We start from the raw sequence: 22,476 nt of genomic DNA on the forward strand, positions 1-22,476 counted from the left end.
TTGGGCATGGCAAATCACCTCCTTAAGGAAGTGAATCACAAACCCGACGTTAGCGGAATCCTTCGCGATTCAACCTGAATGTCCGACGCTCTAGAGCGGCGAACCTTCAATCCCCCGCTCTATCTCTTTGATTGAACATCGGAACCTCCCAAAAAAAGGTCGCAATTTTGGGTCCGATGCTCTCGCCCGTACGGCTGGTTGCCGTCACGGTTGCTTCGCACGAAGCAGAAGGTCGAAATCCTTTCTGACCTTCTGCGACGTCTCCTTAAGATGCGCTTCAAGCACACCGAAATCAGGCAGGTCGGTGACCGCAAGAAGCAGATCGGAAAGCCCTGGCGGAACGTCGTCGCGTTCGAACGCGCCGGTGAGGCAAAGCCGTATCATCTGAGTCAGCGCCAGATAGAGCGAAAAGGCATCCACCAGTTCCTGCCTGACCTGGGCGCCGGCGAAATCCGGCGCCAGGCGCGACAGGACCTCAGCCGTGCCGGTAGCCCTGCGGCCGGCTTCGATCTTTCCCGTGATCAGCGCAACCTGGGCAATGAATTCGAGATCTATGAGGCCGCCCGGGATCAGCTTGATGTCCCAGGGATCGCGCGGCGGCTTCTCCTTATCGACCATGGCGCGCATCTCGGATGCCTCGGCCATCACCTTGGCTGGATCGCGCGGCAGAGCGAGCACTGCGGCAACTTCCTCCTCAACCTCGCGGCAGAGCTCGGCATCGCCACCGATCGTGCGGGCCCGCGCCAGCGCCATATGCTCCCACGTCCAGGCGTCCTGGCGCTGGTACTTCTTGAAGGCATCGACGTGCGTGGCCACCGGCCCCTTGTTGCCGGACGGTCGCAGGCGAAGGTCGAGCTCGTAGAGCACGCCCTCGGCGGTCGGCGCGGAAACGGCGGCGATCAGCCGCTGCGTCAGCCGGCTGTAGTAATGCGACGGGGCAAGCGGCTTGTCGCCGTCGGACTCCTCGGCATCGGCGTCGTGATCGTAGAGCAGGATGAGGTCGACGTCGGAACCCGCCGTCAGTTCGCGGCTGCCGAGCTTGCCCATGCCGAGCAGTGCGACCCTGCCGCCGGCAATATAGCCATGACGCAACGCGAATTCCGCTGTCACCGCCTGCAACGTCGCCTCGATGGTCAGGTCGGCGAGATCGGAAAAAGCGCGGCCGGCGCGCGGCGGATCGATCGACCCGGCAAGCAGCCTGACGCCGATCAGGAATTTTTGCTCCGAAGCAAAGATGCGCAGCCGGTCGAGCACGTCCTCGTAAGCCCTGTCGCCTTCGAGGAAGGCAGCGAGGCGCGCCGACAGATAGGCGCGGTTGGGCAGTTCGCTCAGCAGCGCCGGATCGAGCAGGCCATCGAAGACATGCGGCCGGCGCGTGATGATGGCGGCTAGCCGCGGTGCTGCGCCCATGATCGTCGCCATCAGCTTCAGCAACGCCGGATTCGACTGCAGCAGCGAAAACAGCTGGATGCCGGCAGGCAGGCCGGCAAGGAATTCGTCGAAGCGGATCACCGCCTCGTCCGCTCGCCGCGTCTGGCCGAAGGCTTGCAGCAGCGCCGGCGTCAGTTCGGTCAGCCGCTCGCGCGCCTCCGCCGACCGGGTGACGCGGTAGCGGCCGAAGTGCCAGCCGCGGATAACCCGACAGATGTCGCTCGGCCGCTGGAAGCCGAGCCGCCGCAGGGTCTGCAAGGTATCGGGATCGTCGACGTCGCCGGTAAAGACCAGATTGCCGATGCCGGCCGAAAGCTCCGGCGCGGTCTCGAACAGCGCTGCATAGTGGCGCTCGACCTGATGCAGCGCCGCGCGGAACGTTTCGGCAAAGCCTGCCGCATCGGCAAAGCCCAGCATGCGGGCAACGCGTTCCAGCCCCTCTTCGTCCTCCGGCAGAATATGCGTCTGCTGGTCGGCAACCATCTGGATGGCATGTTCGACGCGGCGCAGGAACCAGTATTGCCTGGTGAGCGCATCGCGCGCGTCGGCGGTGATCCAGCCGCGCGCGGCGAGTTCGCCGAGCATCGGCACGGTCTCGCGGCCGCGCAGTTCGGGAAAGCGGCCGCCGGCGATGAGCTGCTGGGTCTGGACGAAGAACTCGATCTCGCGGATGCCGCCGCGGCCGAGCTTGACGTTGTGCCCCTTGACCGCGACCTCGCCATGGCCTTTGTGGGCGTGGATCTGGCGCTTGATCGAATGGACGTCGGCAATCGCCGCATAGTCCATGTATTTGCGCCAGATATAGGGCTGCAGTTCCTTCAGGAACGCGGCGCCGGCGGCAACATCGCCGGCCACCGGGCGAGCCTTGATCATGGCGGCGCGCTCCCAGTTCTGGCCGCGCGCCTCATAGTAGCGCAGCGCCGCCTCGACCGGGATCGCCAGCGGCGTCGAGCCGGGATCGGGACGAAGCCTGAGATCGGTGCGGAAGACGTAACCGTGCTCGGTGCGGTCCTGGAGGATACGGACCAGCCGGCGGGTCAGGCGCGAAAACAGCTCTGTGGCATCGAGCGGATCGACGACGGCAGGCGCATCGGGGTCGAAGAAGGCGACGAGGTCGATGTCGGAGGAGAAGTTCAGCTCATGCGCGCCGAGCTTGCCCATGCCGAGCAGAATCCAGCCCGAGCGTCGCGCCGGATTTTTGGGATCCGGCAATCGGAGCTTGCCCTGCTCATGCGCGTCGCGGAGCAGGAAATCGACGGCCGCACGCGTGCAGACATCGGCAAGGTCGCTCAGTCGCCGCACTGTCAACGAGGTCTCGGCCTCGCCGGCCAGATCGGCCAAGGCGATCAGGAAATGCGCCTCCGCCTTGCATTGGCGCAGCTCCATCATCAGGCTGCTTTCGGAGACGGCCTCTGCGCGTGCTGCCTTGTCGACCGCGGCGCCGATCGATGACAGCCGCGCCTCGACCCTCCCGTCGAAAAGCGCATCGAGTATCCGCGGCCGGCGGCGCGCGGTATCGCGCAGGAACGGCGACAGGTCGAACACGGCGGCGAGGAAATCCTGGACGAGCCCCTTGCCGGCGAGAAATTTCGCCAGTCGCGGCAGTTCCTTTTGCCGCGCGGCGTCGGCGATCTCCGACAATTCCTGCCTGGCGCGGCTTGCATCCAGCGGAACGAGCTCTACCGCCGGCTTCAACAGCCAGTCCGTTTCCAGGCGTCGCACTGCCATCCTCGCAACCATCAGCGATCCTCCCGCCCGGGAAAACTCATGACGACCGACAATCCGGGATTGCCGGGCAGAAGCTCAAGCCGTCCATTGTGGAATGTCATGATCGCCTTGGCGAGACTCAAGCCAAGGCCGGAACCCGGCTGCGAGCGGCTCTTTTCCAGCCGCACGAAACGCTCGGTCACCCTGGCGCGGTCGACATCGTCGGGAATGCCCTGGCCGTTGTCGGAGACGGCGAGTCCGATCTCGCTACCGACACGCTCCAGCGTCACGCGAACCGTAGGCCTGGAGGTCGAGTCGGTCGAATATTTGATCGCATTGTCGACGATGTTGGACAGTGCTTGGCCGATCAGCTCGCGATTGCCGTCGACGACGAAAGAACCTTGCACCGAAGTTTCGAGCGTCACGCCCGCCTCCTCCGCTACCGGCTCGTAGAGTTCGACGACGTCGTGCACGGCAGCGGCCAGATCGACCCTGGTGGTGCTTTCCGAGGAATAGCCGGCCTCCAGCCGCGAAATCATCAGGATAGCGTTGAAGGTCTTTATCAGCTGATCGGACTCGGCGATCGTTCCTTCCAGCGCCTGCCGGTAGTCACTGGTGTTGTGCTTGCCGGAAAGCGTCGCCTCGGCGCGATTGCGCAGCCTGGTCAGCGGCGTCTTCAGATCGTGGGCGATGTTGTCGGAGACCTGCTTCAGGCCCTCGTTCAGCGTGGCGATCCTGGCCAGCATGGAATTGAGGTTTTCCGACAGCCGGTCGAACTCGTCACCGGCGCCGGTGACCGGCAGCCGGCCGGAAAGATCGCCGCCCATGATGCGGCGGCTCGCCTCCGACACGCTGTCGATGCGCTTCAGCGCCGCGCGCCCGACGAAGAACCAGATCAGCAGCCCGCCGACGCCCATCATGCCGAGCGCCAGCATCAAGGCGCGGCGAATGACGGCGCGGAAGCGCTCCGGCTCGCCGAGGTCGCGGCCGACCAGCATGATCATCTGGTTGGGCAGGCGCAGCACCAGGGCAACGGCGTTGTGGCCTTTCTCGCCTTCGGCCTGGACTTCGCTCTGGGCGGGCTCGTTCGGGTCGGAGACCGGGTTGCGCTGCCGCTCGAGTTCGCCCTCACCGAAGCGGCGGTAGGAGAACGGTTCGGTGGTCCAGCCCTCGGCCTCGATCACGCCCGGCTCCAGGCTCTGCACGTTGCCGGTCAGGATCTGGCCGTTGGCATCGGCGATCAGATAGAGATTGGCGCCGGGCTGGCGGGAGCGCTGCTCGACGACGCGGACCAGCAGCGGCAGGCCGCCGCGCTGATAGGCGCGGGCAAGGCCGAGCACCTCGTCGTTGATCGTCTCCTGCGTCTGGGCGGTCAGCATGCGCACCGAGAGCGAGGTCATGTACAAGACCAGCAACACCGCACACAGCGCAAAAAGCAGAAGATAAAGCGCCGAAAGCCGCGCTGCCGTCGTCTTCATGATGGCCGGCACGGAAAGAGCCATGGGGTTCTAGCCGCTTTTCAGCATGTAGCCGGCGCCGCGAACCGTGTGGAGGATCGGCTTGTCGAAGCCCTTCTCGATCTTGCCCCGCAGCCGCGAGATATGAACGTCGATGACGTTGGTCTGCGGATCGAAATGGTAGTCCCAGACGTTCTCGAGCAACATGGTGCGCGTCACCACCTGGCCGGCATGGCGCATCAGATATTCGAGCAGGCGGAACTCGCGCGGCTGCAGCGTTATCTCGCGCCCGGCGCGGCGCACCGAATGCGACAGCCGGTCGAGTTCGAGATCACCGACCCGGTAGACGGTTTCGGCTTCCCTGGCGCTGGCGCGGCGGTTCAGCACCTCGACGCGGGCGAGCAGTTCGGAAAAGGCGTAGGGTTTGGTCAGGTAGTCGTCACCGCCGGCGCGCAGACCGGTGACCCGGTCGTCGACTTCGCCGAGCGCCGACAGGATCAGCACGGGCGTCGTGTTGCCTCGGGACCTGAGCCCGGCAATGACAGACAGGCCGTCGCGGCGCGGCATCATGCGGTCAACGACCATGACGTCATAGTCGCCGGAATCGGCGAGCGCGAAGCCGGTTTCGCCGTCGCCGGCGATATGGGCGGTATGGCCGGCCTCGGCGAACGCCTTCTGCAGGTAGTCGGCTGCCTCGCGATCGTCTTCTATGACGAGAATCTTCATAGAACCGTTATACGCGATTTCGCTGGAAGATTGAGTGGCCGGCATACGCATCGTGGCCTTCTCCATGGCGTATCGCGAACAAAGTGATTCAGGGATACGCGGTAAGTCTTTGTTTTAGCATGTCGTAGCCTAAAACCGCTTCACGCTTTGAGCGACATGTTCGAGCGGCAGCGGGCGATGGGAAGCCCGCTGCCGCTGGGGCGGAACACGATGACTGACTAACGTATTCAGGCCCCGTGCTTTCCCGTGCGGCGGCTCGGGGGTGTTGAAAACCGCCGCACCGGAAAAGTCAGCCCTTGGCGACAGGCAGTGCGACGAAGCGGTTGCTGTCGTCGCGGGTGATCTGCATCAACACCGCCTTGCGGCCGGACTTCACCGCGTCGGCCATCGCCTTGTCGACGTCGGCGGTGCCGCTCACTTCCGTCGAATTGACGGAGGTGATGACGTCGCCGGGCTGGATGCCGCGATCGGCGGCATCGCTGTCGGGGTCGACGTCGGTCACCACAAGTCCCTTGCCATTTTCGGACTTGGTAACGGTCAGGCCGAGATCGGCCAGCGTGTCGGTCTTCGGTGCCGGAGCAGGCTGCTGGTCGACCGAGGCCTGCTTGTCGCTCGACGGCAGCTTGCCAAGGTCGACCTTGACCGCCTCGCTCTTGCCGTTGCGCCACACCGTGACGTCGACCGATTTGCCGGGCGGGTAAGCGCCAATCAGTCGGGCGAGTTCCTTCGGCGAAGCAACGTCCTTGCCGTCCACCTGGGTGATCACGTCACCGGCGGTGATGCCGGCCTTCTTGCCGGGACCGTTGTCCTGCGCGCTGGCAACGAGCGCGCCCTTGCCGGACCCAAGGCCAAGCGACTCGGCGATTTCAGGTGTGACCGGCTGGATTTCGACGCCGAGCCAGCCGCGCTGGACGGTACCGTTCCTCATCAGGTCCTGCACGACCTGCTTGGCGGTCGAAGCGGGAATGTCGAAGGCAATGCCGACGCTGCCGCCCGACGGCGAGAAGATCGCGGTGTTGATGCCGACAACCTGGCCGTTGAGGTTGAAGGTCGGGCCGCCCGAATTGCCGCGGTTCACCGAGGCGTCGATCTGGATGAAGTCGTCATAGGGACCGGCGCCGATATCGCGGCCGCGGGCCGAAACGATGCCGGCGGTAACCGTGCCGCCGAGGCCGAACGGATTGCCGACAGCCACCACCCAGTCGCCGACGCGAACCTTGGAATCATCGGCGAAGTCGACATAGGTGAACCTGTTGCCGTCATCGACCTTGAGCACGGCAAGATCGGTGCGCGGATCGGTGCCGATCAGCTTGGCGTCGAGTTCCTTGCCGTCATTGGTCACCACGGTGAAGGCGGTGCCCTCCTCGACGACATGGTTGTTGGTGACGAGATAGCCGTCATCGGAGATGAAGAAGCCGGACCCTTGCGCCACCGGCCGCGGCTGGTCGTTGTTGCGGTCACGATGTCCAAAACGGCGCATTCCGTTCGGGCCCTGGTCGCCAAAGCCGCGGAATTCGCGGAAGAAACGCCGCAGCTGCGGGTTATCGGGAAGATTGCCTAAGCCGTCCTCGTCGTCCATCTGGTCGGAACCGTCATCGGCCGTCGGCTGGATCTTGGCCTTGACGCGCACGCTGACAACCGCCGGCGAAACGCGCTCGACCACATCGGCGAAGCTTGGGACCTGCGGTGCCTCGACACGCACGGCGTCGGCCAGCACCGGGGCTGTCCCGGTGGCAACGGCGCCGAAGCCGATGGCGCCGGCAATGGCCAGGGATGCGGCTGCGGCCAGCAGGCGTTTGCGAGTGCGAAGAGATGAATTGGGGGCAACATTCATGGTTCTCGTATCCTCTTTTCAAGGGACGCCCCTTGGTTGGCATCCTCGACAAAGGAAATAGAGAGCCGCACATTACGGCGCCATTTCCGGTACATGAAACTTTCGTAATGTATCGATCAATCGCGGCGGAGCATCGCGTCCAACGCCGCCTGCTCGTCCGCGGTCAGGGCGTTGGTCGCCGTCGAGCGGCGCGAGCGGGCGGCCAGCAGGATGCACGTCCCGCCAACGAGCAGCAGAAGAACTGGCGTTCCCCAGAGCAAGGCATTGCGCAGATTGAAGCGTGGCTTCAGCAGCACGAACTCGCCGTAGCGCGAAACGACATAGTCCATCACCTGCTGATCGGTATCGCCGGCGACCAGGCGCTGGCGCACAAGGATGCGCAGGTCACGGGCAAGATCGGCATCGGACTCGTCGATCGACTGGTTCTGGCAGACCATGCAGCGCAGGCCTTCCGACAAAGCGCGCGCCCTCGCCTCGAGTGCCGGGTCGGCGAGCACCTCGTCGGGCTTGACCGCCTGCGCGGCGCCGGCGAACAACAGCGCCAGCAGCAGGACCAGCGAGGCCAGTGTGCCCCTTCTCATTGCAGGCTCGCCGATGGCATGGCGCCCGCAGGCCTGCGGCGCGACGGTGCGCCGACGCGCAGGCGACGGTCGAGCAGCGACATCGCCGCGCCCGCCATCATCACCAGTCCGCCGCCCCAGATCAGCGTCACCAGCGGCTTCCACCACAGACGAACGACCACAGAGCCATCGCTGCCCTCGTCGCCAAGCGAAAGATAGAGCTGGCTGAAGCCGATCGTCCTGATGCCGGATTCGGTTGTGGTCATCTGGCGCACCGGATACGAGCGCTTGGCCGAGGTGATCTCGCCTGCGACGCTGCCGTCGGCGCCAAGCAGGGCGAAGCGGCCGCGATCCTCACTGTAGTTGGGCCCCTGGGCCGGGTAGAGCCCCTCGAAGCGCAGCTTGTGGCCGGACAGTTCGACGGTCTCGCCGGCATGCATCGACAGGATTTTTTCGGTGCCGAAGCAAAGCGTGCCGACAATGCCAAGCGTCGTCAGCCCGAGACCGAGATGCGCAAGCGCTGTGCCAAAGACTGAGCGCGGCAGGCCGGCGAAGCGCCTGAGCATGGTGGCGAGCGCGACGGTGCCGAAGCCGGATTTGACGGCGAGATCGGTGAGCGCACCGCAGATTAGCCAGAAGGCAAGGCCGACCCCGAGCGCTGCGAATACCGATGCGCCATCGATGAACAAGGCCGTCACCAGTACGGCGAGCAGCGCCGCGGCGAAAGCCGCCATCAGGCGCTGGGCGACCGCGAAAATGTCGCCGCGCTTCCAGGCGAGCAGCGGCCCGAACGGCACGACGACCAAGAGCGGCACCATCAGCGGGCCGAATGTCAGGTTGAAGAACGGCGCGCCGACCGAAATCTTGTCGGCAGACAGGGCTTCGACGACGAGCGGGTAGAGCGTGCCGACCAGCACGGTGGCGGTGGCGGTGGTCAGGAACAGATTGTTCAGGACCAGCGCGCCTTCGCGCGAGATCGGGTGAAACAGGCCGCCGGCCGTCAGCCGGGAGGCGCGCAAGGCAAACAGCGCCAGCGAGCCGCCAATGAACAGCGTCAGGATGCAGAGGATGAAAACGCCACGCGTCGGATCGGTGGCGAATGCGTGCACCGAGGTCAGCACGCCGGAACGCACCAGGAAGGTGCCGAGCAGCGACAGTGAGAAGGTCAGGATCGCCAGAAGCAGCGTCCAGATCTTCAGCGCCGAGCGCTTTTCCATGACGATCGCCGAATGGAGCAGCGCCGTGCCCGCCAGCCACGGCATGAAGGATGCGTTCTCGACCGGATCCCAGAACCAGAAGCCGCCCCAGCCGAGTTCGTAATAGGCCCAGTAGGAGCCCATGGCGATGCCGCCGGTGAGGAACATCCAGGCAACCAATGTCCATGGCCGCACCCAGCGCGCCCAGGATGCGTCAATGCGGCCCTCGATGAGGGCAGCGACCGAGAAGGAAAAGCAGATCGAGAAACCGACATAGCCGAGATAGAGCAGCGGCGGATGGATGGCGAGGCCGAGGTCCTGCAGGATCGGGTTGAGATCGCGGCCCTCGATGGGCGCCGGATTGAGCCTGACGAACGGGTTCGACGTCGTCAGGATGAACAGGAAGAACGTGGCGCCGATCGCTCCCTGCACGGCAAGCACATTGGCCCGGAGCGTCACCGGAAGATTGCCGCCGAAGACAGCGACAAGCGCGCCGAAGAAGGTCAGGATCAGCACCCAGAGCAGCATCGAACCTTCGTGATTGCCCCAGGTTCCGGTGATCTTGTAGATCAGCGGCTGCAGCGAATGCGAGTTCTCCCAGACGCTCTCAACCGAAAAATCGGACCCTGCATAGGCGGTCGCCAGCGCTACGAAGGACAGCGCCGTCAAGGCAAAGCCGGTCAGCGCGGCGGGTGCGCCGACGGCCATCATCTTGTGGTTGCCGGTGCGCGCGCCGAACACCGGCACCACCGTCTGCACCAGGGCCAGCGCAAACGCCAGGACCAGGGCGAAATGTCCGGTTTCAACCATTGTCGCCGCGCTCGCTAGATCTTGCCGCAGGTTCTTGCCGCAAAACCGTGGAACACTTTTGCGGAACCTGCTCAGTCACTCTTGCTCTCCTGCCACACGCCCTTGGCCTTGAGGCCGTCGGCCACTTCCTTGGGCATATAGGTCTCGTCATGCTTGGCGAGCACGCTGTCGGCGACAAAAATGCCGTCAGGGCCAAACGAGCCTTCGGTGATCACGCCCTGCCCTTCCCGGAAAAGGTCGGGAAGAATGCCGGTATAGGTAACCTTGACGTCCTTCTGGTTGTCGGTCACCGAAAAGGCGACGGTGGCGCCATGGCCGCGCTCGACGGTGCCTTTTTCGACGAGGCCGCCGAGCCTGATGCGCTGGCCCGGCTGAAGGCTGGCGGTGGCCAGATCGGCCGGCATGTAGAAATAGGAGGCCTTCTGGCCAAGCGCATAGAAGGTCAGCCCGGTTGCAACACCGAGAAACCCCAGCCCCGCGGCGATCACCGACAGTCGTTTCTGCTTGCGCGTCATCGTCTACTCCGTCGCCGTCACGCCGAGCGAGGCGGCAAAGGCGGTGAATTTCCTGGCCTGGTCGCTATCGGCGCCAAAGACAGCAATACCGCGATTGAGCGCGTCACGTGCCTGATCTGTCTTGCCCAGCACGACATAAGAACGAACGAGTTGCATCCACCCTTCCTCGTCGCGCGGATTTTGCCGAAGCTTTTCGTCGAGGCCGGCAACCATAGTGCTGATCATGGCTTGCCGGTCCTGCGGCGACATCGAGGAAGCAGCATCGATATCCTCGGCGCTCGGCCCTTTCGCAGGCCCCTCCGAAGCGACGCTGCGGGCGGCGGATTCGGCCAGCGCCTGCTCGACGGCGCCGCGCCACGGCGAGCCCTGCGGCAAGGCGGCCAGCATCTTTTGCCAGGCCGCCGTGGCTTCAGCTATGCGGCCCTCCTGTGCCATGCCCATCGCGAGATAGAACGCGGCCTTCGGATTGGCCGGATCGAGCTTCAACGCCGCCTCGAACGCCGCCTGCGCTTCGGCTGAGACAATGCCGCCGGCCGCATTGGCGATCGCCTCGCCAAGACCCGCCTGACGGGCGGCGCTGTCGCCGTCGAGGCGGATGGCGTTGCGATAGGCGGTCACCGCATCGGCGTATCGCTGCATGCGCAGATAGACCGGCGCCAGAACGTCCCAGCCACGGCCATCGGATGGGTTGGCCGCCAGGTGCGCCTCGGCGCGGGCTATCAGCTCGTCGACCGAGCTGTCGGCGGGGTTCTTGGCCAGGCGTTCGCTGAGTGGCTGCGATGGCAGGTCGGGTGAGCCGAGATGGCCATAGAGGCCCCAGCTGACCAGTGGAACCACCAGCACGGCAGCCGTCGCCACCAGTCTTGTCGACCGCGACGGCTGCGTCGCCGTCTCGCCGGCTTGGCCGGCATTGCTCAGGCGAAGGATGCGGCGGGCGATTTCGGCGCGAGCCTCTTCGGCCTCCATCGGCTGGATCAGGCCACGCGCCATATCGCGGTCAAGCTCGGCCAGCTGGTCGCGATAGACTTCGAGGTCGTGATCGCCGGCAGCGGACGCGTTCTTCGATCCACCGGCCAACGGCAGCAGCACCGCCAGGCTTGCGCCCAGCGTCAGGATTGCGGCTATGACCCAGAACAGCATGGCTCTTCCAATAGAACGAGACCCCTGCCCTGCCAACACAAGCGTGCTGCGACGCTTTGGCGGGGCCGAACGCGACATGCTTTGGTGCCGATCGGGATCGGCGCACCAACGGCCGGACCAGCTACGTCAGCGGCGTCCAGCTGCCGTCGGCATTGCGGCAGGCGGTTCCGCGCGCGGTGGCGCCGGCGGTGCCGGTAAACACCGTATGGGTGTATTGCCGGCAGTCCTGCGATCCGACGCGATAGGGCTGGGCGGCAACCACTTCGCCGCGATGGGCCGAACTGTCGCTCTTCCAAGCCACTTTCTGGCCGCTCGCCGTGTATTCAAGCGCCTTGTATTCCGCCTCGAGCGCGCTGCGTTTCTCGGTCTCGCTCAGGCCGGCGCCGATAGAGCCGCCGACGAGGCCGCCGCCTATGGCGGAGATGATCGTCGTCGCCACCTTGGCGCCGCTGGGGGGCGTGGCGGCCGGCGTTACCGTAACGGCCGGGCCCTTGCTGAGCGTCGTGCAGCCGGAGATGGCGAGCAAGGCGGAAACGAGCGCGACGCGAATCTTCATGCCAATACCGGCTTTCTTGAGCTGGACCGCCGCGCTGTCATCAGGCTGGCGCGGCCATAATGTCGATGTTTGTCGGAAATTTGGCCGCAGCCGGCCACCTGGAAAAGCATTACTGAAGGCTCCGCAATCGAACCATCGCCTTCAATCCACCCATGACGGATCGTTCCAGCGCCAGAGAGCCTCCATACTCGTTGACAAGGTCGGCGACAATGGCAAGTCCGAGCCCGCTGCCCGGTTTTGTCTCGTCGAGACGCCGGCCGCGCTGCAATACCTCGCGCGCCTTGTCGTCGGGAATGCCGGGGCCGTCATCCTCGATGGCTATCTCGAACAGGTTGGCTGAGCCTTCCGTGCCAGCGACGAGCTTGACCGAAACGGCGACCGCGCTCCTTGCCCATTTCATCGCATTGTCGAGCAGATTGCCGAGCAACTCCTCCAGGTCCTCGCGTTCGCCGGCAAAGACGATGTCGGTGGCCGGCAATGACAGCGACAGCGCCGTCTGCGGGTTGAGCTTCTGCAGCACGCGCACCATGCGCTGGACCAGCGGTGTCACCGGCGTCCGGTAGACGACGCTGTCCCGCTGCGCGGCGACGCGGGCACGTTGCAGATAATGGTCCACTTGCTTCTGCATGGAAGCAGCCTGCTCGGCGATCAGCTGCCCCTTGGCGCCACCCAGCGCCCGCGCCTCGTTGAGCAGCACGGCAAGCGGCGTCTTCAGCGAGTGCGCCAGGTTGCCGACCTGCGTGCGCGACCGCTCGACGATACGCCTGTTGTTCTCGATCAGCGCATTGGTCTCGTTGGCGAGCGGCTCGATCTCGGCCGGGAAACGGCCGTCGAGGCGTTGCGCGGTTCCTTCGCGCACCATCGCAAGCGCATTCCTGACCCGGCGCAGCGGCTGCAAGCCGAGCAGGATCGCAATCGCGTTGATGGCGATCATGCCGACGCCGAACAGCGACAGATAGGTCAACAGGCGCCGCTGGAAGGTAGCGATTTCCTGCTCCAGCTCGGTCTGGTTGCCCATGACACGGAAGCGCGCGGCGCGGTTTTTCGCATCGAGGACGAACTCGCTCTCGAACACCTCCAACTGCTCGCCTTCGATGCCATCCGCTGAATAGCTGCGCTGGAAGCTGGCATTGAAGGGCACCTCGGCAACGCTTGGCGACGGGATCGCCTTGGTCATCGACGACGAATGGAGATCGCCGTGCACGCCTTCCGAGGCGGGCTCGACCGACCAGTACCAGCCGGAATTCGGCTCCGAGAACCTCAAATCACCAAGGTCGGGGGCGCCGGTCAATTGGCCGCTTTCGGAAACGCCGACCGAGCCGATCAGGTTGAACAGATGCGCCGAAAGCAGGCTGTCGAAACCGCGCTCGCTGGCCTGGCGATAAAGCGTGGTGATCAAGGTGAAGATGACGACCAGAGTGAGGATCGCCCAGACCGTGGAAAAAGCGATGACGCGAAACGCCAGCGAACGCGGCCATGACCGCAGCGACGGCGTGTTCGAGACGGCGGGTCTTGTAGGAAGCGGTTCCGCGTTACGCCTCCGGCTTACGCATGCGGTAGCCCATGCCGCGAACAGTTTCGATCATGTCGATGCCCATCTTCTTGCGAAGCCGTCCGACAAAGACCTCGATCGTGTTGGAATCGCGGTCGAAATCCTGATCATAGAGATGCTCGACCAGCTCGGTCCGGGACACCACCTCGCCCATATGATGCATGAGGTAGGCAAGCAACCGGAATTCGTGCGAGGTCAGCTTCAGCGGCACGCCGTCGACGTCGGCCTTGGAGGCCTTGGTGTCGAGGCGCAGCGGCCCGCAGGTCAGCTCGGACGAGGCATGCCCGGCAGCGCGCCGGATCAATGCGCGCACCCTGGCCAGGATTTCCTCGATGTGAAAAGGTTTGGTGACGTAGTCGTCGGCGCCGGCGTCGATGCCGGCAACCTTGTCGCTCCAGCGGTCGCGTGCCGTCAGGATCAGCACCGGCATCTTGCGGCCGCCGCGCCGCCAGCGCTCGACCACGCTGATGCCGTCCATCTGCGGCAGGCCGATATCGAGCACCACGGCATCATAGGGCTCGGTGTCGCCGAGAAAGTGCCCTTCCTCGCCATCGAAAGCGCGGTCGACGACATAGCCGGCATCGACCAGCGCGTCGCCGATCTGCCGGTTGAGATCCTTGTCATCTTCGACGACGAGTACGCGCATGCGGAAGGCCTGTTGAAGCTGTTCAGATATAGGCCGATTCCGGCAGACTGGGAAACGGCACGGTTCAGTTCAGCGGAACGACGATCTCCGAGCGGCGGGGACGCTGCCCGTCCTTGCCCGGAACGAGCACGACGATGACGCAGACCGGCTGGCCGCCGCGTGTCGACTGCGAGGCCTTGGCCAAGGTGCCGCCATTCTGCTCGGCCACCTGCTGGCCGATCGCGTAGCAGTCGGACGCGGCGAGGACGACCGGCTGGGGCTGCTCGGGGGTGACAGCGGGGATCGCCATCGCTTGCGACGCAAGCAGGCCGGCGGCTGAGAGCGCCAGTGCCGCGGTCCGGAAGTGGGAGCGAAGGGTTTTCATGGCCAGCGTTCTAACGCGCCGGTGCTGAACGTGATATGAACGGTGAACGCTCGAATGCATGCCCGCCACACCCCTGAAGCGCGAGATTATCGGATTGCCATTTCGCCGCCCGTCTCGCGAAATCGCCAAAGTTTAACCTAGCCCTGCAATCCTTCGCCGACAACCGGCATCATCTGGCGGGCAGGACCATTTGGGAGGACGAAGCATCCGGCCCAAGGCAACCGATAGCAGCTCAGGCGAACCGAACCTGAAACAAAAAAAACCCGCCAAGCTGCGGGTCGTTGGAGCCAATTAGCACCATGCCTAAATTAGTAGCATAGCTGCCGGCACAAAGCAAGAACAAAATTGCCCGATTCGCGAAAAGTGCCCGGTGGTCAGCCGCCTTCCTCGATTACGGCGCGGAAGCGCAGCAGCCCATGATGGGCCGAAAGGTCCTCGTCGTAGCGGGCTTCGGCGAATTCGAGCTTGAGGTGGGCGCGACGATGGTCGCCAAGCGAGAGCGCCGCATCTCGCAGGCGGGCGCTGACCAGGTCCATGATGTCGGTGGTTTCCTTGCTGGCCTCGGACTTCGACCAGACATGCAGCGTCAGCAACTGCTCGGCGTTGTTCTCCGTCCCTGTTGCCCAGTCGTAGACGCTGGTGCGGCCGACGGTCATGTGGGGAAACGCAACATTTTCCGGCGCACGGTCGAACAATCGTGCGTCGCCCAGTGCCGCCGATAAATCGGGATCGTCGTTCACCGCCTCGAATATGGCCTTCTGCAATTCGATGGCCGGCGCGGTCATTGTCTTTGCCCTCGCCCGTCGCGTCGACCTCCCGGCTGCGTAGCTGCGTTGCATGACGGCATCCCGGCAAAAGCGCGAATCAGCGCGTCTCATACGGATTATGAACCTTCATGACCTCGGGAATAAGCCCTGCTCCTGGAATGCGCGACGCCGCAGCCGTCCGCGTCACGGACCCGTGACCGGCTGAACGGTCGCGACGTCAAACGGCGAGCGAAGTCGGACGCCCTGAGAAAGCGTCTTGTGGACGGATCGCGACTAGCGAAAATCGGCCGCGGTCAGCACATATATGCTCCTGCGGGTGCGGGCATAGGCATTCCTGGCGACATCGTGGATCGAGTTGGAAGCCGTGTCGAAGGCTGCCAGGTAGGTAGCTTCTGAGGCCGCCGTTCCCGGCTGCATCTTGGAGATGGCATCGGTAGCGACAGAGAAGGAAATCTGGAACATGCCGTCATGGCCGACGAAGCGGATGCGTTTGCTTGCCTCGTCGTAGCTGCGGCTGGGATTGGGAAATGTCAGGCTCATGATTTCGCCTCCGTCGATGCGGTTACGGCCTTCTTGACTGCCCGTGACGCCCGCTTCTTCTTTGCGGCGACCGGATTCAGAGCTTCCGCCGCGCGGTCCGCCTCTTCCTTGGCCAGTCGCAATTCCCTCAGCCTTGCCGTTTTGATGCTCCTAGCCTTCGCCTCCGAAAGATATTCGGCAGTTGCTTTGTTCCGTTCCGCCGTCTTCTTCTGGTTTTCCATGAAGCGAGCCTGAGCTTTTTCCATGATGTTCTGATTGCCTTCGGCCATCGGTAAAATCTCCCTTGCAGCGAAAGTCATGGCTGTGAACTTCATCGTAAATAGGTGTTCAAAGACAGAAATTCAATTTCATTAATATTCGGAAAGGCCCCGAACACCAAGGGATGATCAGGCAAGATAATTCGTTCAATATTTTATATGCCCTATGAATATTTTTTGGCACTCCTATCAATCGAGTGCCAAGGCGCCTATAGAGAGGGGGCGGCCGCCTAAGCCGGCCCCAGAAAGAGTCCCCATGAAATTCCGGCCACTCCACGATCGCGTCGTCATTCGGCGCGCCGAAAGCGACACCAAATCCAAGGGCGGCATCATCATCCCCGACAATGCCAAAGAAAAACCGCAGGAAGGCGAAGTGATCGCTGTCGGGCCGGGCGCGCGGGACGAAAGCGGCGCGCTGATCCCGCTCGACGTCGAGGCCGGCGATCTCATTCTGTTCGGTAAATGGTCCGGCACCGAGGTCAAGATAGACGGCGAGGACCTTCTGATCATGAAGGAGGCCGACGTCATGGGCATCATCGAAAAAAGCGAGACGGGCATCATCGACAAGACCGTGGCTGCCAAGAAGGCCGCCTGATTGGAAGGCCGCGCGCCCTCCCGCGCGCGCAAAGGACGCTCCGAGCTTTGATTCAGGCGCTGCAAGCGCCTTGCCACGACAACCGAACTGGAAAAGATCATGTCTGCCAAGGAAATCAGATTCTCCACCGACGCGCGTGACCGCATGCTGCGCGGCGTCGAAATCCTCAACAACGCCGTCAAGGTGACGCTCGGCCCCAAAGGCCGCAACGTCATCATCGACAAGGCCTACGGCGCGCCGCGCATCACCAAGGACGGGGTGGCCGTGGCAAAGGAAATCGAGCTTTCCGACAAGTTCGAAAACATGGGCGCACAGATGGTGCGCGAAGTGGCCTCGAAAACCAACGACCTCGCCGGCGACGGCACCACCACCGCCACGGTGCTTGCCGCTTCCATCCTGCGCGAGGGCGCCAAATTCGTTGCCGCCGGCATGAACCCGATGGACCTCAAGCGCGGCATCGACCTTGCCATCAGCGCCGTCGTAAAGGAAATCCAGGCCCGAGCCAAGAAGGTCAAGTCCTCAGGCGAGATCGCGCAGGTCGGCACCATTGCCGCCAATGGCGACACCAGTGTCGGCGCCATGATCGCCAAGGCGATGGACAAGGTCGGCAATGACGGCGTCATTACCGTCGAGGAGGCCAAGACCGCCGAAACCGAGCTAGACGTCGTCGAAGGCATGCAGTTCGACCGCGGCTATCTCTCACCCTATTTCGTCACCAATGCCGAGAAGATGCGCGCCGAGCTGGAAGACCCTTACGTCCTCATCCACGAAAAGAAGCTCGGAAATCTGCAGGCCCTGCTGCCCATCCTCGAAGCCGTGGTGCAAAGCGGCAGGCCGCTGTTGATCATCTCCGAGGACGTCGAGGGCGAAGCGCTGGCAACGCTGGTCGTCAACAAGCTGCGCGGCGGCCTCAAGGTAGCGGCCGTCAAGGCGCCTGGCTTCGGTGACCGCCGCAAGGCGATGCTGGAAGACATCGCCGTGCTCACCGCCGGACAGATGATTTCCGAGGATCTCGGCATCAAGCTGGAGAACATTACCATAGACATGCTCGGCCGCGCCAAGCGCGTGCTGATCGAGAAGGACACCACCACGATCATCGACGGCGCCGGCGAGAAGACCACCATCCAGGCGCGCGTCCAGCAGATCAAGGCGCAGATCGAGGAAACCACGTCCGACTATGACAAGGAGAAGCTGCAGGAACGTCTCGCCAAGCTGGCGGGCGGCGTTGCCGTCATCCGCGTCGGCGGCGCCACCGAATCCGAGGTCAAGGAAAAGAAGGACCGCATCGACGATGCGCTGAACGCCACGCGCGCGGCCGTTGAAGAAGGCATCGTTCCGGGCGGCGGTGTCGCGTTGCTGCGCGCCAAAGCTGTGCTGAACGGGATGACCGGAGCCAATGCCGATGTGACGGCGGGCATTTCGATCGTGTCGAGAGCGCTCGAAGCGCCGATCCGGCAGATCGCCGAGAATTCCGGCGTCGAAGGTTCGATCGTCGTCGGCAAGCTCGCCGACGGCAAGGATCACAATCAGGGCTTCGATGCCCAGAACGAGGTCTATGTCGACATGATCAAGGCCGGCATCGTCGACCCGGCGAAGGTGGTACGGACGGCGCTGCAGGACGCGGGCTCCATTGCGGCGCTTCTGATCACGGCGGAAGCCATGATCACCGACGTTCCGGCGAAGGAAGCCGCTGCTTCGCCCGGCGGCATGGGCTATTGACCAGCCACTGCCGGAAACAAGCCTGAAAGACAGCCGCCGGGGTATCTTCCCCGGCGCGCACCATCGGCAAGGAGATCGATCCATGATCGCATTCGTCCCGAAGCCACATTCAGCGGCGAAAATCGAAGTGGCCAAGGAAAGCCGCTTCGATCGCATTCGCAGGCTTGCCGACAAGCACCGGAAAGCCAACGCCGGCATGATAGGCCGCGACCCGAAAAAGATCGCGGACAAGCGTCCCATGTGACGCTGCCGATCCTCAGCACCCACGCAACCGCGGAACCTTCATCGCCCTTGTAGGCAGCACCAAAATGGACGAATAGTCTTGAAAGGCGCGCCGCCGTGAAATTGCCCGCATGCGGTTTCTCAGTTGGCGCCGTCGCCGCAGCCGGATCCTGGAATGGCCAGTCCTTTGGAACCACGCAAGAGAAGAGGTCCGATCGCCGCAAGGCTGCTGGCGGTGGATGCGTGGATCGATTCCTCTGTCTATGAAATCGGCTTCAGGGCGCGCCAGTTCTGGGAGGCGGCCACCATCTTCTCGCGGCGTTTCCGCGTCGGCGGCTGGCGCCGCGGCCTGATCGAACTGTTGAGTGAAGGCTTTACGCTCGGTGCCGGCGGCATCGTCGTCCTTTTGGCGCTGGCCTTGCCGGCCTTCCAGATAACCGCCGGTGACTGGCGCACGCAAGGCGACTTCGCCGTCACCTTCCTAGACCGCTACGGCAACGAGATCGGCCAGCGCGGCATTATCCAGCGCGATTCGGTGCCGGTCGACGAGATGCCCGACCATGTCATCAAGGCGGTGCTGGCCACCGAGGACCGCCGTTTCTTCGACCATTACGGTATCGACGTGCTTGGCTTGTCGCGCGCCATCTTCGAGAACGTACGGGCCAATTCCGTCGTCCAGGGCGGCTCGAGCATCACCCAGCAGCTGGCCAAGAACCTGTTCCTGACCAATGAACGGACCTTCGAGCGCAAGATCAAGGAAGCCTTCCTGTCGCTGTGGCTCGAAGCCAATCTGTCGAAGAAGGAAATCCTGCAGCTTTACCTCGACCGCGCCTATATGGGCGGCGGCACTTTCGGCATCGAGGCGGCAGCCGATTTCTATTTCGGCAAGAGCGTCAAGGACCTGAACCTTGCCGAGGCGGCGATGCTGGCCGGCCTGTTCAAGGCGCCGACCAAATACGCGCCGCACATAAACCTGCCCGCCGCCCGGGCGCGGGCCAATGTGGTACTGTCCAATCTGGTCGATTCCGGCTTCATGACCGAAGGCCAGGTGCTGCAGGCAAGATTACACCCGGCCGAAATCGTCGACCGCGGCGAGCAGAAGAGCCCCGATTATTACCTCGACTGGGCCTTCGACGAGGTCAAGAAGATCGCCGCCAAAGGCGGCCCGCACTCGCTTGTCGCCCACACCACCTTCGACGCCAACATCCAGAAGGCGGCCGAAGAATCGATGGAGTTCCACCTCCGCCAGTTCGGCAAGGAATACAACGTCCCCGAGGGCGCCATCGTCGTCATCGAGACCAACGGCGCCGTCCGGGCGATCGTCGGCGGCCGCGACTACGGCGCCAGCCAGTTCAACCGCGCCACCAAGGCACTTCGCCAGACCGGCTCCTCGTTCAAGCCCTATGTCTATGCGACGGCGATGGAGCATGGCTTCACGCCGGATTCGGTGGTGTCCGGCGGACCCATCTCCTGGGGCAGCTGGTCGCCCCACAATTACAATGGCGGGTCGGCCGGCAAGGTGACGCTGATCACGGCGATGGCCAAATCAATCAACACCGTGCCGGTGCGGCTGGCTAAGGATTATCTCGGCATCAAGCCGATCAAGGCGATGGCGGAAGCCATGGGCGTCGAGTCGCCGCTGGAATCGCACAAGACCATGGTGCTCGGTACATCGGGCATGACTGTGATGGACCAGGCGACGGGCTACAGCGTGTTCGCCCAGAACGGCTTTGCCGGAACCCGGCACGGCATAAGCCAACTCTTCAACCGTACCGGCGAGGTGGTCTACGACTTCGCCAAGGACGCGCCGCCGCCGCACCGGGTGCTGTCGGAGCAGGCGCTCAAATACATGAACACCATGCTGGCCGCCGTTCCGGTGATCGGTACGGCCCGGCGCGCGGCCCTTCCAAACATCGTTGTCGCCGGCAAGACCGGCACGACGCAATCCTACCGCGATGCCTGGTTCGTCGGTTTTACCGGCAACTACACAGCCGCCGTCTGGCTCGGTAACGACGACTTCACCGCGACCAACAAGATGACCGGCGGCACGCTGCCGGCAATGGTGTGGCAGCGGCTGATGCTCTATGCGCACCAGAATATAGACCTGAAACCGATCCCCGGTATCGATCACCCCTTCGTCGATGCCGAAATTGCCGCCAAGGCCGAGGAAGCGGAAAAGAAGAACGCTGAACAGGCAGCAGCCGACGCCGCCGCCGAGCGTCCGCCGGTGCTGTCCAGCCGGACCACCCGGACCCTGAAAGAACTGACCAGGCTTTTCCAGGCGGCACCCGTGCTCGACGCGCCCGCTGCACCGGAGACCCTGTCGGCGCTGTGACGGCCAATTCCGCGGGGCCGCTTGCCATAAGCCCCTGCGCCGAGATATCCCGGGCCGCAATCTTTCTGTCCCCGGCCTTCGGTTCTCTCGGCTCCTCATGCTCAAGAACGCCTTCCTGACGCTGCTTTCGCTTGCCATCGCCATCGGTGGCGGTGGCGCCAGCGTCTGGTACGCGCTGAAGCTGCAGGATGGCGTCGGCGCCATCAGGATCGGCCAATGGACCGCCTTCCCGGATATCGGCACGCCGACGGCGGATCCCTATTCCAAGGCCCGCGTGGCTCGCGAAGGCGTGCTGGCGCTCGGACAGGCGGAAGGACTGTCCTTCATAGCCGAACGCGATTCCGGCGGCGAACAGCTCAAGCGGCAATGCGCCTACAAGATTGCGGGCGGTTTTCCCACCGCCCGGTTCTGGACGCTTTATGCCGCCGACCAGTCGCTTGGGGTGGTCGAGACCGGCACGCCGAGGCCGGCTGCGCTGCAGTCCTATCAAGTGCTGCGCCAGGCCGACAATTCGGTGGTCATTTCCGTCGGCAGCCGCCCTGCGCCCGGCAACTGGCTGCTGACCAGCGGCGCCGGCAAGATGTACTTGGTGCTCACGTTCTACGACACACCGATCGCCAGCAGCACCGGTCTCTCGGACGTCACGCTGCCACAAATCCAGAAGGTCGGCTGCAATGCGTAGCCTGCTGCATGCCGTGCTGCTCGGCCTGCTCGGCGCCGGCATCGTGCACATCGTCGTGCTGCTGCTCGTCCCCGAGTTCTCCGAACGCGACGCCTGGTCGCGATTGGCCATGGCTTCGGATCTCTACAAGATGACCAGGCTCGACGCGGAAGCCGGCGGCGCGCCGGTGGTGAAATCGGTCGATCCGCTGTTTTATGCGGCGGCTTGCCGCTTCGACCTTGCCGAGGGGATGGTGCGGGTCAAGGCGCCGGGCAAGGTGCCGTTCTGGTCGATATCGGTCTACGACCGCGGCGGCCACAACATCTACTCGTTCAACGACCACAGTGCGACCGCAGGCGTGCTGGACACCGTTGTGCTGACGCCGGCCCAGATGATCGAAGTCCGCAAGGACCTTCCCGAGGAACTGCAAGGAGCCATCTTCGTCGAGGCGCCGATAGAGGAAGGCGTGTTCGTCATCCGTTCGTTCGTGCCCGACGACAGTTGGAAGCCGATCGTCTCGCGGTTTCTCGAACAGAGTTCCTGCGAACTGCAGGATTTTTAGGCCGGTTCCGATGCTCAGTGGTGCGGTACCGGCAATGTTCCCGACGGTCCCGGCTTGTCGGGGCCGGTCGGCCGCGTTTCGCCCGTCAGCGGCCGCTGCTCGTAGCGCACCCCGGGAAATATGATCACTGCCGCCGGCGCGGCTTGTTGTGCTCGATTGGTTGCCGCCGTTCGCGGCACGAAAGACAGTACCATGCCCATGGTTCGCGTATTCCTCTCGGTTGCCCCGGAGCACAACGCAACGCCTCCATAGTCGATTAAGAAGGCAGTAGGTTAACGGAGCGCTAACGGATCGCCGCTAAATTGATCTTTGTTCTTGGGAAAC

Annotated in this window: 22 protein-coding genes; 6 read left to right on the forward strand and 16 right to left on the reverse strand. The window is 63.8% G+C overall.

The window, feature by feature from the left end; all coding sequences use genetic code 11:
- Positions 1-204 precede the first annotated feature (204 nt).
- From NKH98_RS26670 to NKH98_RS26740, 15 genes are all read right to left on the reverse strand, one after another.
- On the reverse strand, positions 205-3,171 hold the full coding sequence (locus NKH98_RS26670; RefSeq protein ID WP_352903054.1) for a bifunctional [glutamine synthetase] adenylyltransferase/[glutamine synthetase]-adenylyl-L-tyrosine phosphorylase: 2,967 nt from the start codon (positions 3,169-3,171) through the stop codon (positions 205-207).
- Positions 3,171-4,640, reverse strand: coding sequence for an ATP-binding protein (locus tag NKH98_RS26675; protein ID WP_352903057.1), 1,470 nt, complete (start codon positions 4,638-4,640; stop codon positions 3,171-3,173). Before NKH98_RS26675 ends, NKH98_RS26670 begins: the two co-directional genes overlap by 1 nt.
- Positions 4,641-4,646: 6 nt before the next feature.
- Entirely contained in the window at positions 4,647-5,321 is a 675-nt protein-coding gene (locus tag NKH98_RS26680; protein WP_352903058.1) for a response regulator transcription factor, read from the reverse strand.
- Positions 5,322-5,610: 289 nt separating this feature from the next.
- Positions 5,611-7,155 carry a Do family serine endopeptidase gene (locus NKH98_RS26685; RefSeq protein ID WP_352903060.1) on the reverse strand — a complete coding sequence of 515 codons (1,545 nt, stop codon included), beginning with the start codon at positions 7,153-7,155 and terminating at the stop codon, positions 5,611-5,613.
- 116 nt (positions 7,156-7,271) lie between these two features.
- The gene (locus NKH98_RS26690; RefSeq protein ID WP_352903062.1) at positions 7,272-7,736 is read right to left on the reverse strand and encodes a cytochrome c-type biogenesis protein; all 465 of its coding nucleotides are present in this window, start codon (positions 7,734-7,736) and stop codon (positions 7,272-7,274) included.
- On the reverse strand, positions 7,733-9,721 hold the full coding sequence (locus tag NKH98_RS26695) for a heme lyase CcmF/NrfE family subunit (RefSeq protein ID WP_352903064.1): 1,989 nt from the start codon (positions 9,719-9,721) through the stop codon (positions 7,733-7,735). Before NKH98_RS26695 ends, NKH98_RS26690 begins: the two co-directional genes overlap by 4 nt.
- 71 nt (positions 9,722-9,792) lie before the next feature.
- Positions 9,793-10,236, reverse strand: coding sequence for a cytochrome c maturation protein CcmE (gene ccmE, locus NKH98_RS26700; RefSeq protein ID WP_254819958.1), 444 nt, complete (start codon positions 10,234-10,236; stop codon positions 9,793-9,795).
- Between the two features lie 3 nt (positions 10,237-10,239).
- Positions 10,240-11,376 carry a c-type cytochrome biogenesis protein CcmI gene (gene ccmI, locus NKH98_RS26705; protein WP_352903065.1) on the reverse strand — a complete coding sequence of 379 codons (1,137 nt, stop codon included), beginning with the start codon at positions 11,374-11,376 and terminating at the stop codon, positions 10,240-10,242.
- 121 nt (positions 11,377-11,497) lie between these two features.
- A complete protein-coding gene (locus tag NKH98_RS26710; RefSeq protein WP_352903067.1) occupies positions 11,498-11,932 on the reverse strand; it encodes an RT0821/Lpp0805 family surface protein in 435 nt (144 codons plus the stop codon).
- 109 nt (positions 11,933-12,041) lie between these two features.
- Complete coding sequence (locus NKH98_RS26715; RefSeq protein ID WP_502894334.1) at positions 12,042-13,382, reverse strand: ATP-binding protein; 1,341 nt, start codon at positions 13,380-13,382, stop codon at positions 12,042-12,044.
- Between the two features lie 82 nt (positions 13,383-13,464).
- On the reverse strand, positions 13,465-14,130 hold the full coding sequence (locus NKH98_RS26720) for a response regulator transcription factor (protein ID WP_023718390.1): 666 nt from the start codon (positions 14,128-14,130) through the stop codon (positions 13,465-13,467).
- 64 nt (positions 14,131-14,194) lie between these two features.
- Positions 14,195-14,494, reverse strand: a complete 300-nt coding sequence (locus NKH98_RS26725; protein WP_352479531.1) for a hypothetical protein — start codon at positions 14,492-14,494, stop codon at positions 14,195-14,197.
- A 374-nt stretch (positions 14,495-14,868) separates the two neighbouring features.
- Positions 14,869-15,279: a DUF3168 domain-containing protein gene (locus NKH98_RS26730; RefSeq protein ID WP_352903069.1), complete on the reverse strand. Its 411-nt coding sequence runs from the start codon at positions 15,277-15,279 to the stop codon at positions 14,869-14,871.
- Between the two features lie 255 nt (positions 15,280-15,534).
- Complete coding sequence (locus NKH98_RS26735; RefSeq protein WP_254819951.1) at positions 15,535-15,801, reverse strand: DUF1488 family protein; 267 nt, start codon at positions 15,799-15,801, stop codon at positions 15,535-15,537.
- A complete protein-coding gene (locus tag NKH98_RS26740) occupies positions 15,798-16,070 on the reverse strand; it encodes a hypothetical protein (RefSeq protein WP_352880886.1) in 273 nt (90 codons plus the stop codon). Before NKH98_RS26740 ends, NKH98_RS26735 begins: the two co-directional genes overlap by 4 nt.
- Positions 16,071-16,314: 244 nt before the next feature.
- On the opposite strand from NKH98_RS26740, the gene NKH98_RS26745 reads away from it, so the two are divergent.
- The 6 genes from NKH98_RS26745 (at position 16,315) to NKH98_RS26770 (ending at position 22,152) form a co-directional block, all read left to right on the forward strand.
- Positions 16,315-16,653 (forward strand): co-chaperone GroES, encoded by a 339-nt coding sequence (locus NKH98_RS26745; protein WP_254819949.1) that lies wholly within the window; start codon positions 16,315-16,317, stop codon positions 16,651-16,653.
- Between the two features lie 99 nt (positions 16,654-16,752).
- Positions 16,753-18,372, forward strand: coding sequence for a chaperonin GroEL (groL, locus tag NKH98_RS26750; RefSeq protein WP_352690028.1), 1,620 nt, complete (start codon positions 16,753-16,755; stop codon positions 18,370-18,372).
- A gap of 82 nt (positions 18,373-18,454) precedes the next feature.
- The gene (locus tag NKH98_RS26755) at positions 18,455-18,616 is read left to right on the forward strand and encodes a hypothetical protein (protein ID WP_352903072.1); all 162 of its coding nucleotides are present in this window, start codon (positions 18,455-18,457) and stop codon (positions 18,614-18,616) included.
- Positions 18,617-18,769: 153 nt separating this feature from the next.
- The gene (locus tag NKH98_RS26760; RefSeq protein WP_352903075.1) at positions 18,770-20,929 is read left to right on the forward strand and encodes a transglycosylase domain-containing protein; all 2,160 of its coding nucleotides are present in this window, start codon (positions 18,770-18,772) and stop codon (positions 20,927-20,929) included.
- A gap of 97 nt (positions 20,930-21,026) precedes the next feature.
- Entirely contained in the window at positions 21,027-21,611 is a 585-nt protein-coding gene (locus NKH98_RS26765) for a DUF1214 domain-containing protein (RefSeq protein ID WP_352706148.1), read from the forward strand.
- The gene (locus tag NKH98_RS26770; protein WP_254819944.1) at positions 21,604-22,152 is read left to right on the forward strand and encodes a DUF1254 domain-containing protein; all 549 of its coding nucleotides are present in this window, start codon (positions 21,604-21,606) and stop codon (positions 22,150-22,152) included. The genes NKH98_RS26765 and NKH98_RS26770 overlap by 8 nt, the downstream gene beginning before the upstream one ends.
- A 14-nt stretch (positions 22,153-22,166) precedes the next feature.
- Here NKH98_RS26770 and NKH98_RS26775 read toward each other — a convergent pair whose 3' ends face one another.
- Positions 22,167-22,352 carry a hypothetical protein gene (locus tag NKH98_RS26775; protein ID WP_352647215.1) on the reverse strand — a complete coding sequence of 62 codons (186 nt, stop codon included), beginning with the start codon at positions 22,350-22,352 and terminating at the stop codon, positions 22,167-22,169.
- Positions 22,353-22,476 lie beyond the last annotated feature (124 nt).

This window comes from Mesorhizobium sp. M0833 (genome assembly GCF_040319905.1).
Lineage (GTDB): Bacteria > Pseudomonadota > Alphaproteobacteria > Rhizobiales > Rhizobiaceae > Mesorhizobium.

Coding starts and splice junctions, on each gene's coding strand:
- NKH98_RS26670 (WP_352903054.1), bottom strand. CDS start 3,171: ATGGTTGCGAGGATGGCAGTGCGACGCCTGGAAACGGACTGGCTGTTG.
- NKH98_RS26675 (WP_352903057.1), bottom strand. CDS start 4,640: ATGGCTCTTTCCGTGCCGGCCATCATGAAGACGACGGCAGCGCGGCTT.
- NKH98_RS26680 (WP_352903058.1), bottom strand. CDS start 5,321: ATGAAGATTCTCGTCATAGAAGACGATCGCGAGGCAGCCGACTACCTG.
- NKH98_RS26685 (WP_352903060.1), bottom strand. CDS start 7,155: ATGAATGTTGCCCCCAATTCATCTCTTCGCACTCGCAAACGCCTGCTG.
- NKH98_RS26690 (WP_352903062.1), bottom strand. CDS start 7,736: ATGAGAAGGGGCACACTGGCCTCGCTGGTCCTGCTGCTGGCGCTGTTG.
- NKH98_RS26695 (WP_352903064.1), bottom strand. CDS start 9,721: ATGGTTGAAACCGGACATTTCGCCCTGGTCCTGGCGTTTGCGCTGGCC.
- ccmE (WP_254819958.1), bottom strand. CDS start 10,236: ATGACGCGCAAGCAGAAACGACTGTCGGTGATCGCCGCGGGGCTGGGG.
- ccmI (WP_352903065.1), bottom strand. CDS start 11,376: ATGCTGTTCTGGGTCATAGCCGCAATCCTGACGCTGGGCGCAAGCCTG.
- NKH98_RS26710 (WP_352903067.1), bottom strand. CDS start 11,932: ATGAAGATTCGCGTCGCGCTCGTTTCCGCCTTGCTCGCCATCTCCGGC.
- NKH98_RS26720 (WP_023718390.1), bottom strand. CDS start 14,130: ATGCGCGTACTCGTCGTCGAAGATGACAAGGATCTCAACCGGCAGATC.
- NKH98_RS26725 (WP_352479531.1), bottom strand. CDS start 14,494: ATGAAAACCCTTCGCTCCCACTTCCGGACCGCGGCACTGGCGCTCTCA.
- NKH98_RS26730 (WP_352903069.1), bottom strand. CDS start 15,279: ATGACCGCGCCGGCCATCGAATTGCAGAAGGCCATATTCGAGGCGGTG.
- NKH98_RS26735 (WP_254819951.1), bottom strand. CDS start 15,801: ATGAGCCTGACATTTCCCAATCCCAGCCGCAGCTACGACGAGGCAAGC.
- NKH98_RS26740 (WP_352880886.1), bottom strand. CDS start 16,070: ATGGCCGAAGGCAATCAGAACATCATGGAAAAAGCTCAGGCTCGCTTC.
- NKH98_RS26745 (WP_254819949.1), top strand. CDS start 16,315: ATGAAATTCCGGCCACTCCACGATCGCGTCGTCATTCGGCGCGCCGAA.
- groL (WP_352690028.1), top strand. CDS start 16,753: ATGTCTGCCAAGGAAATCAGATTCTCCACCGACGCGCGTGACCGCATG.
- NKH98_RS26755 (WP_352903072.1), top strand. CDS start 18,455: ATGATCGCATTCGTCCCGAAGCCACATTCAGCGGCGAAAATCGAAGTG.
- NKH98_RS26760 (WP_352903075.1), top strand. CDS start 18,770: ATGGCCAGTCCTTTGGAACCACGCAAGAGAAGAGGTCCGATCGCCGCA.
- NKH98_RS26765 (WP_352706148.1), top strand. CDS start 21,027: ATGCTCAAGAACGCCTTCCTGACGCTGCTTTCGCTTGCCATCGCCATC.
- NKH98_RS26770 (WP_254819944.1), top strand. CDS start 21,604: ATGCGTAGCCTGCTGCATGCCGTGCTGCTCGGCCTGCTCGGCGCCGGC.
- NKH98_RS26775 (WP_352647215.1), bottom strand. CDS start 22,352: ATGGGCATGGTACTGTCTTTCGTGCCGCGAACGGCGGCAACCAATCGA.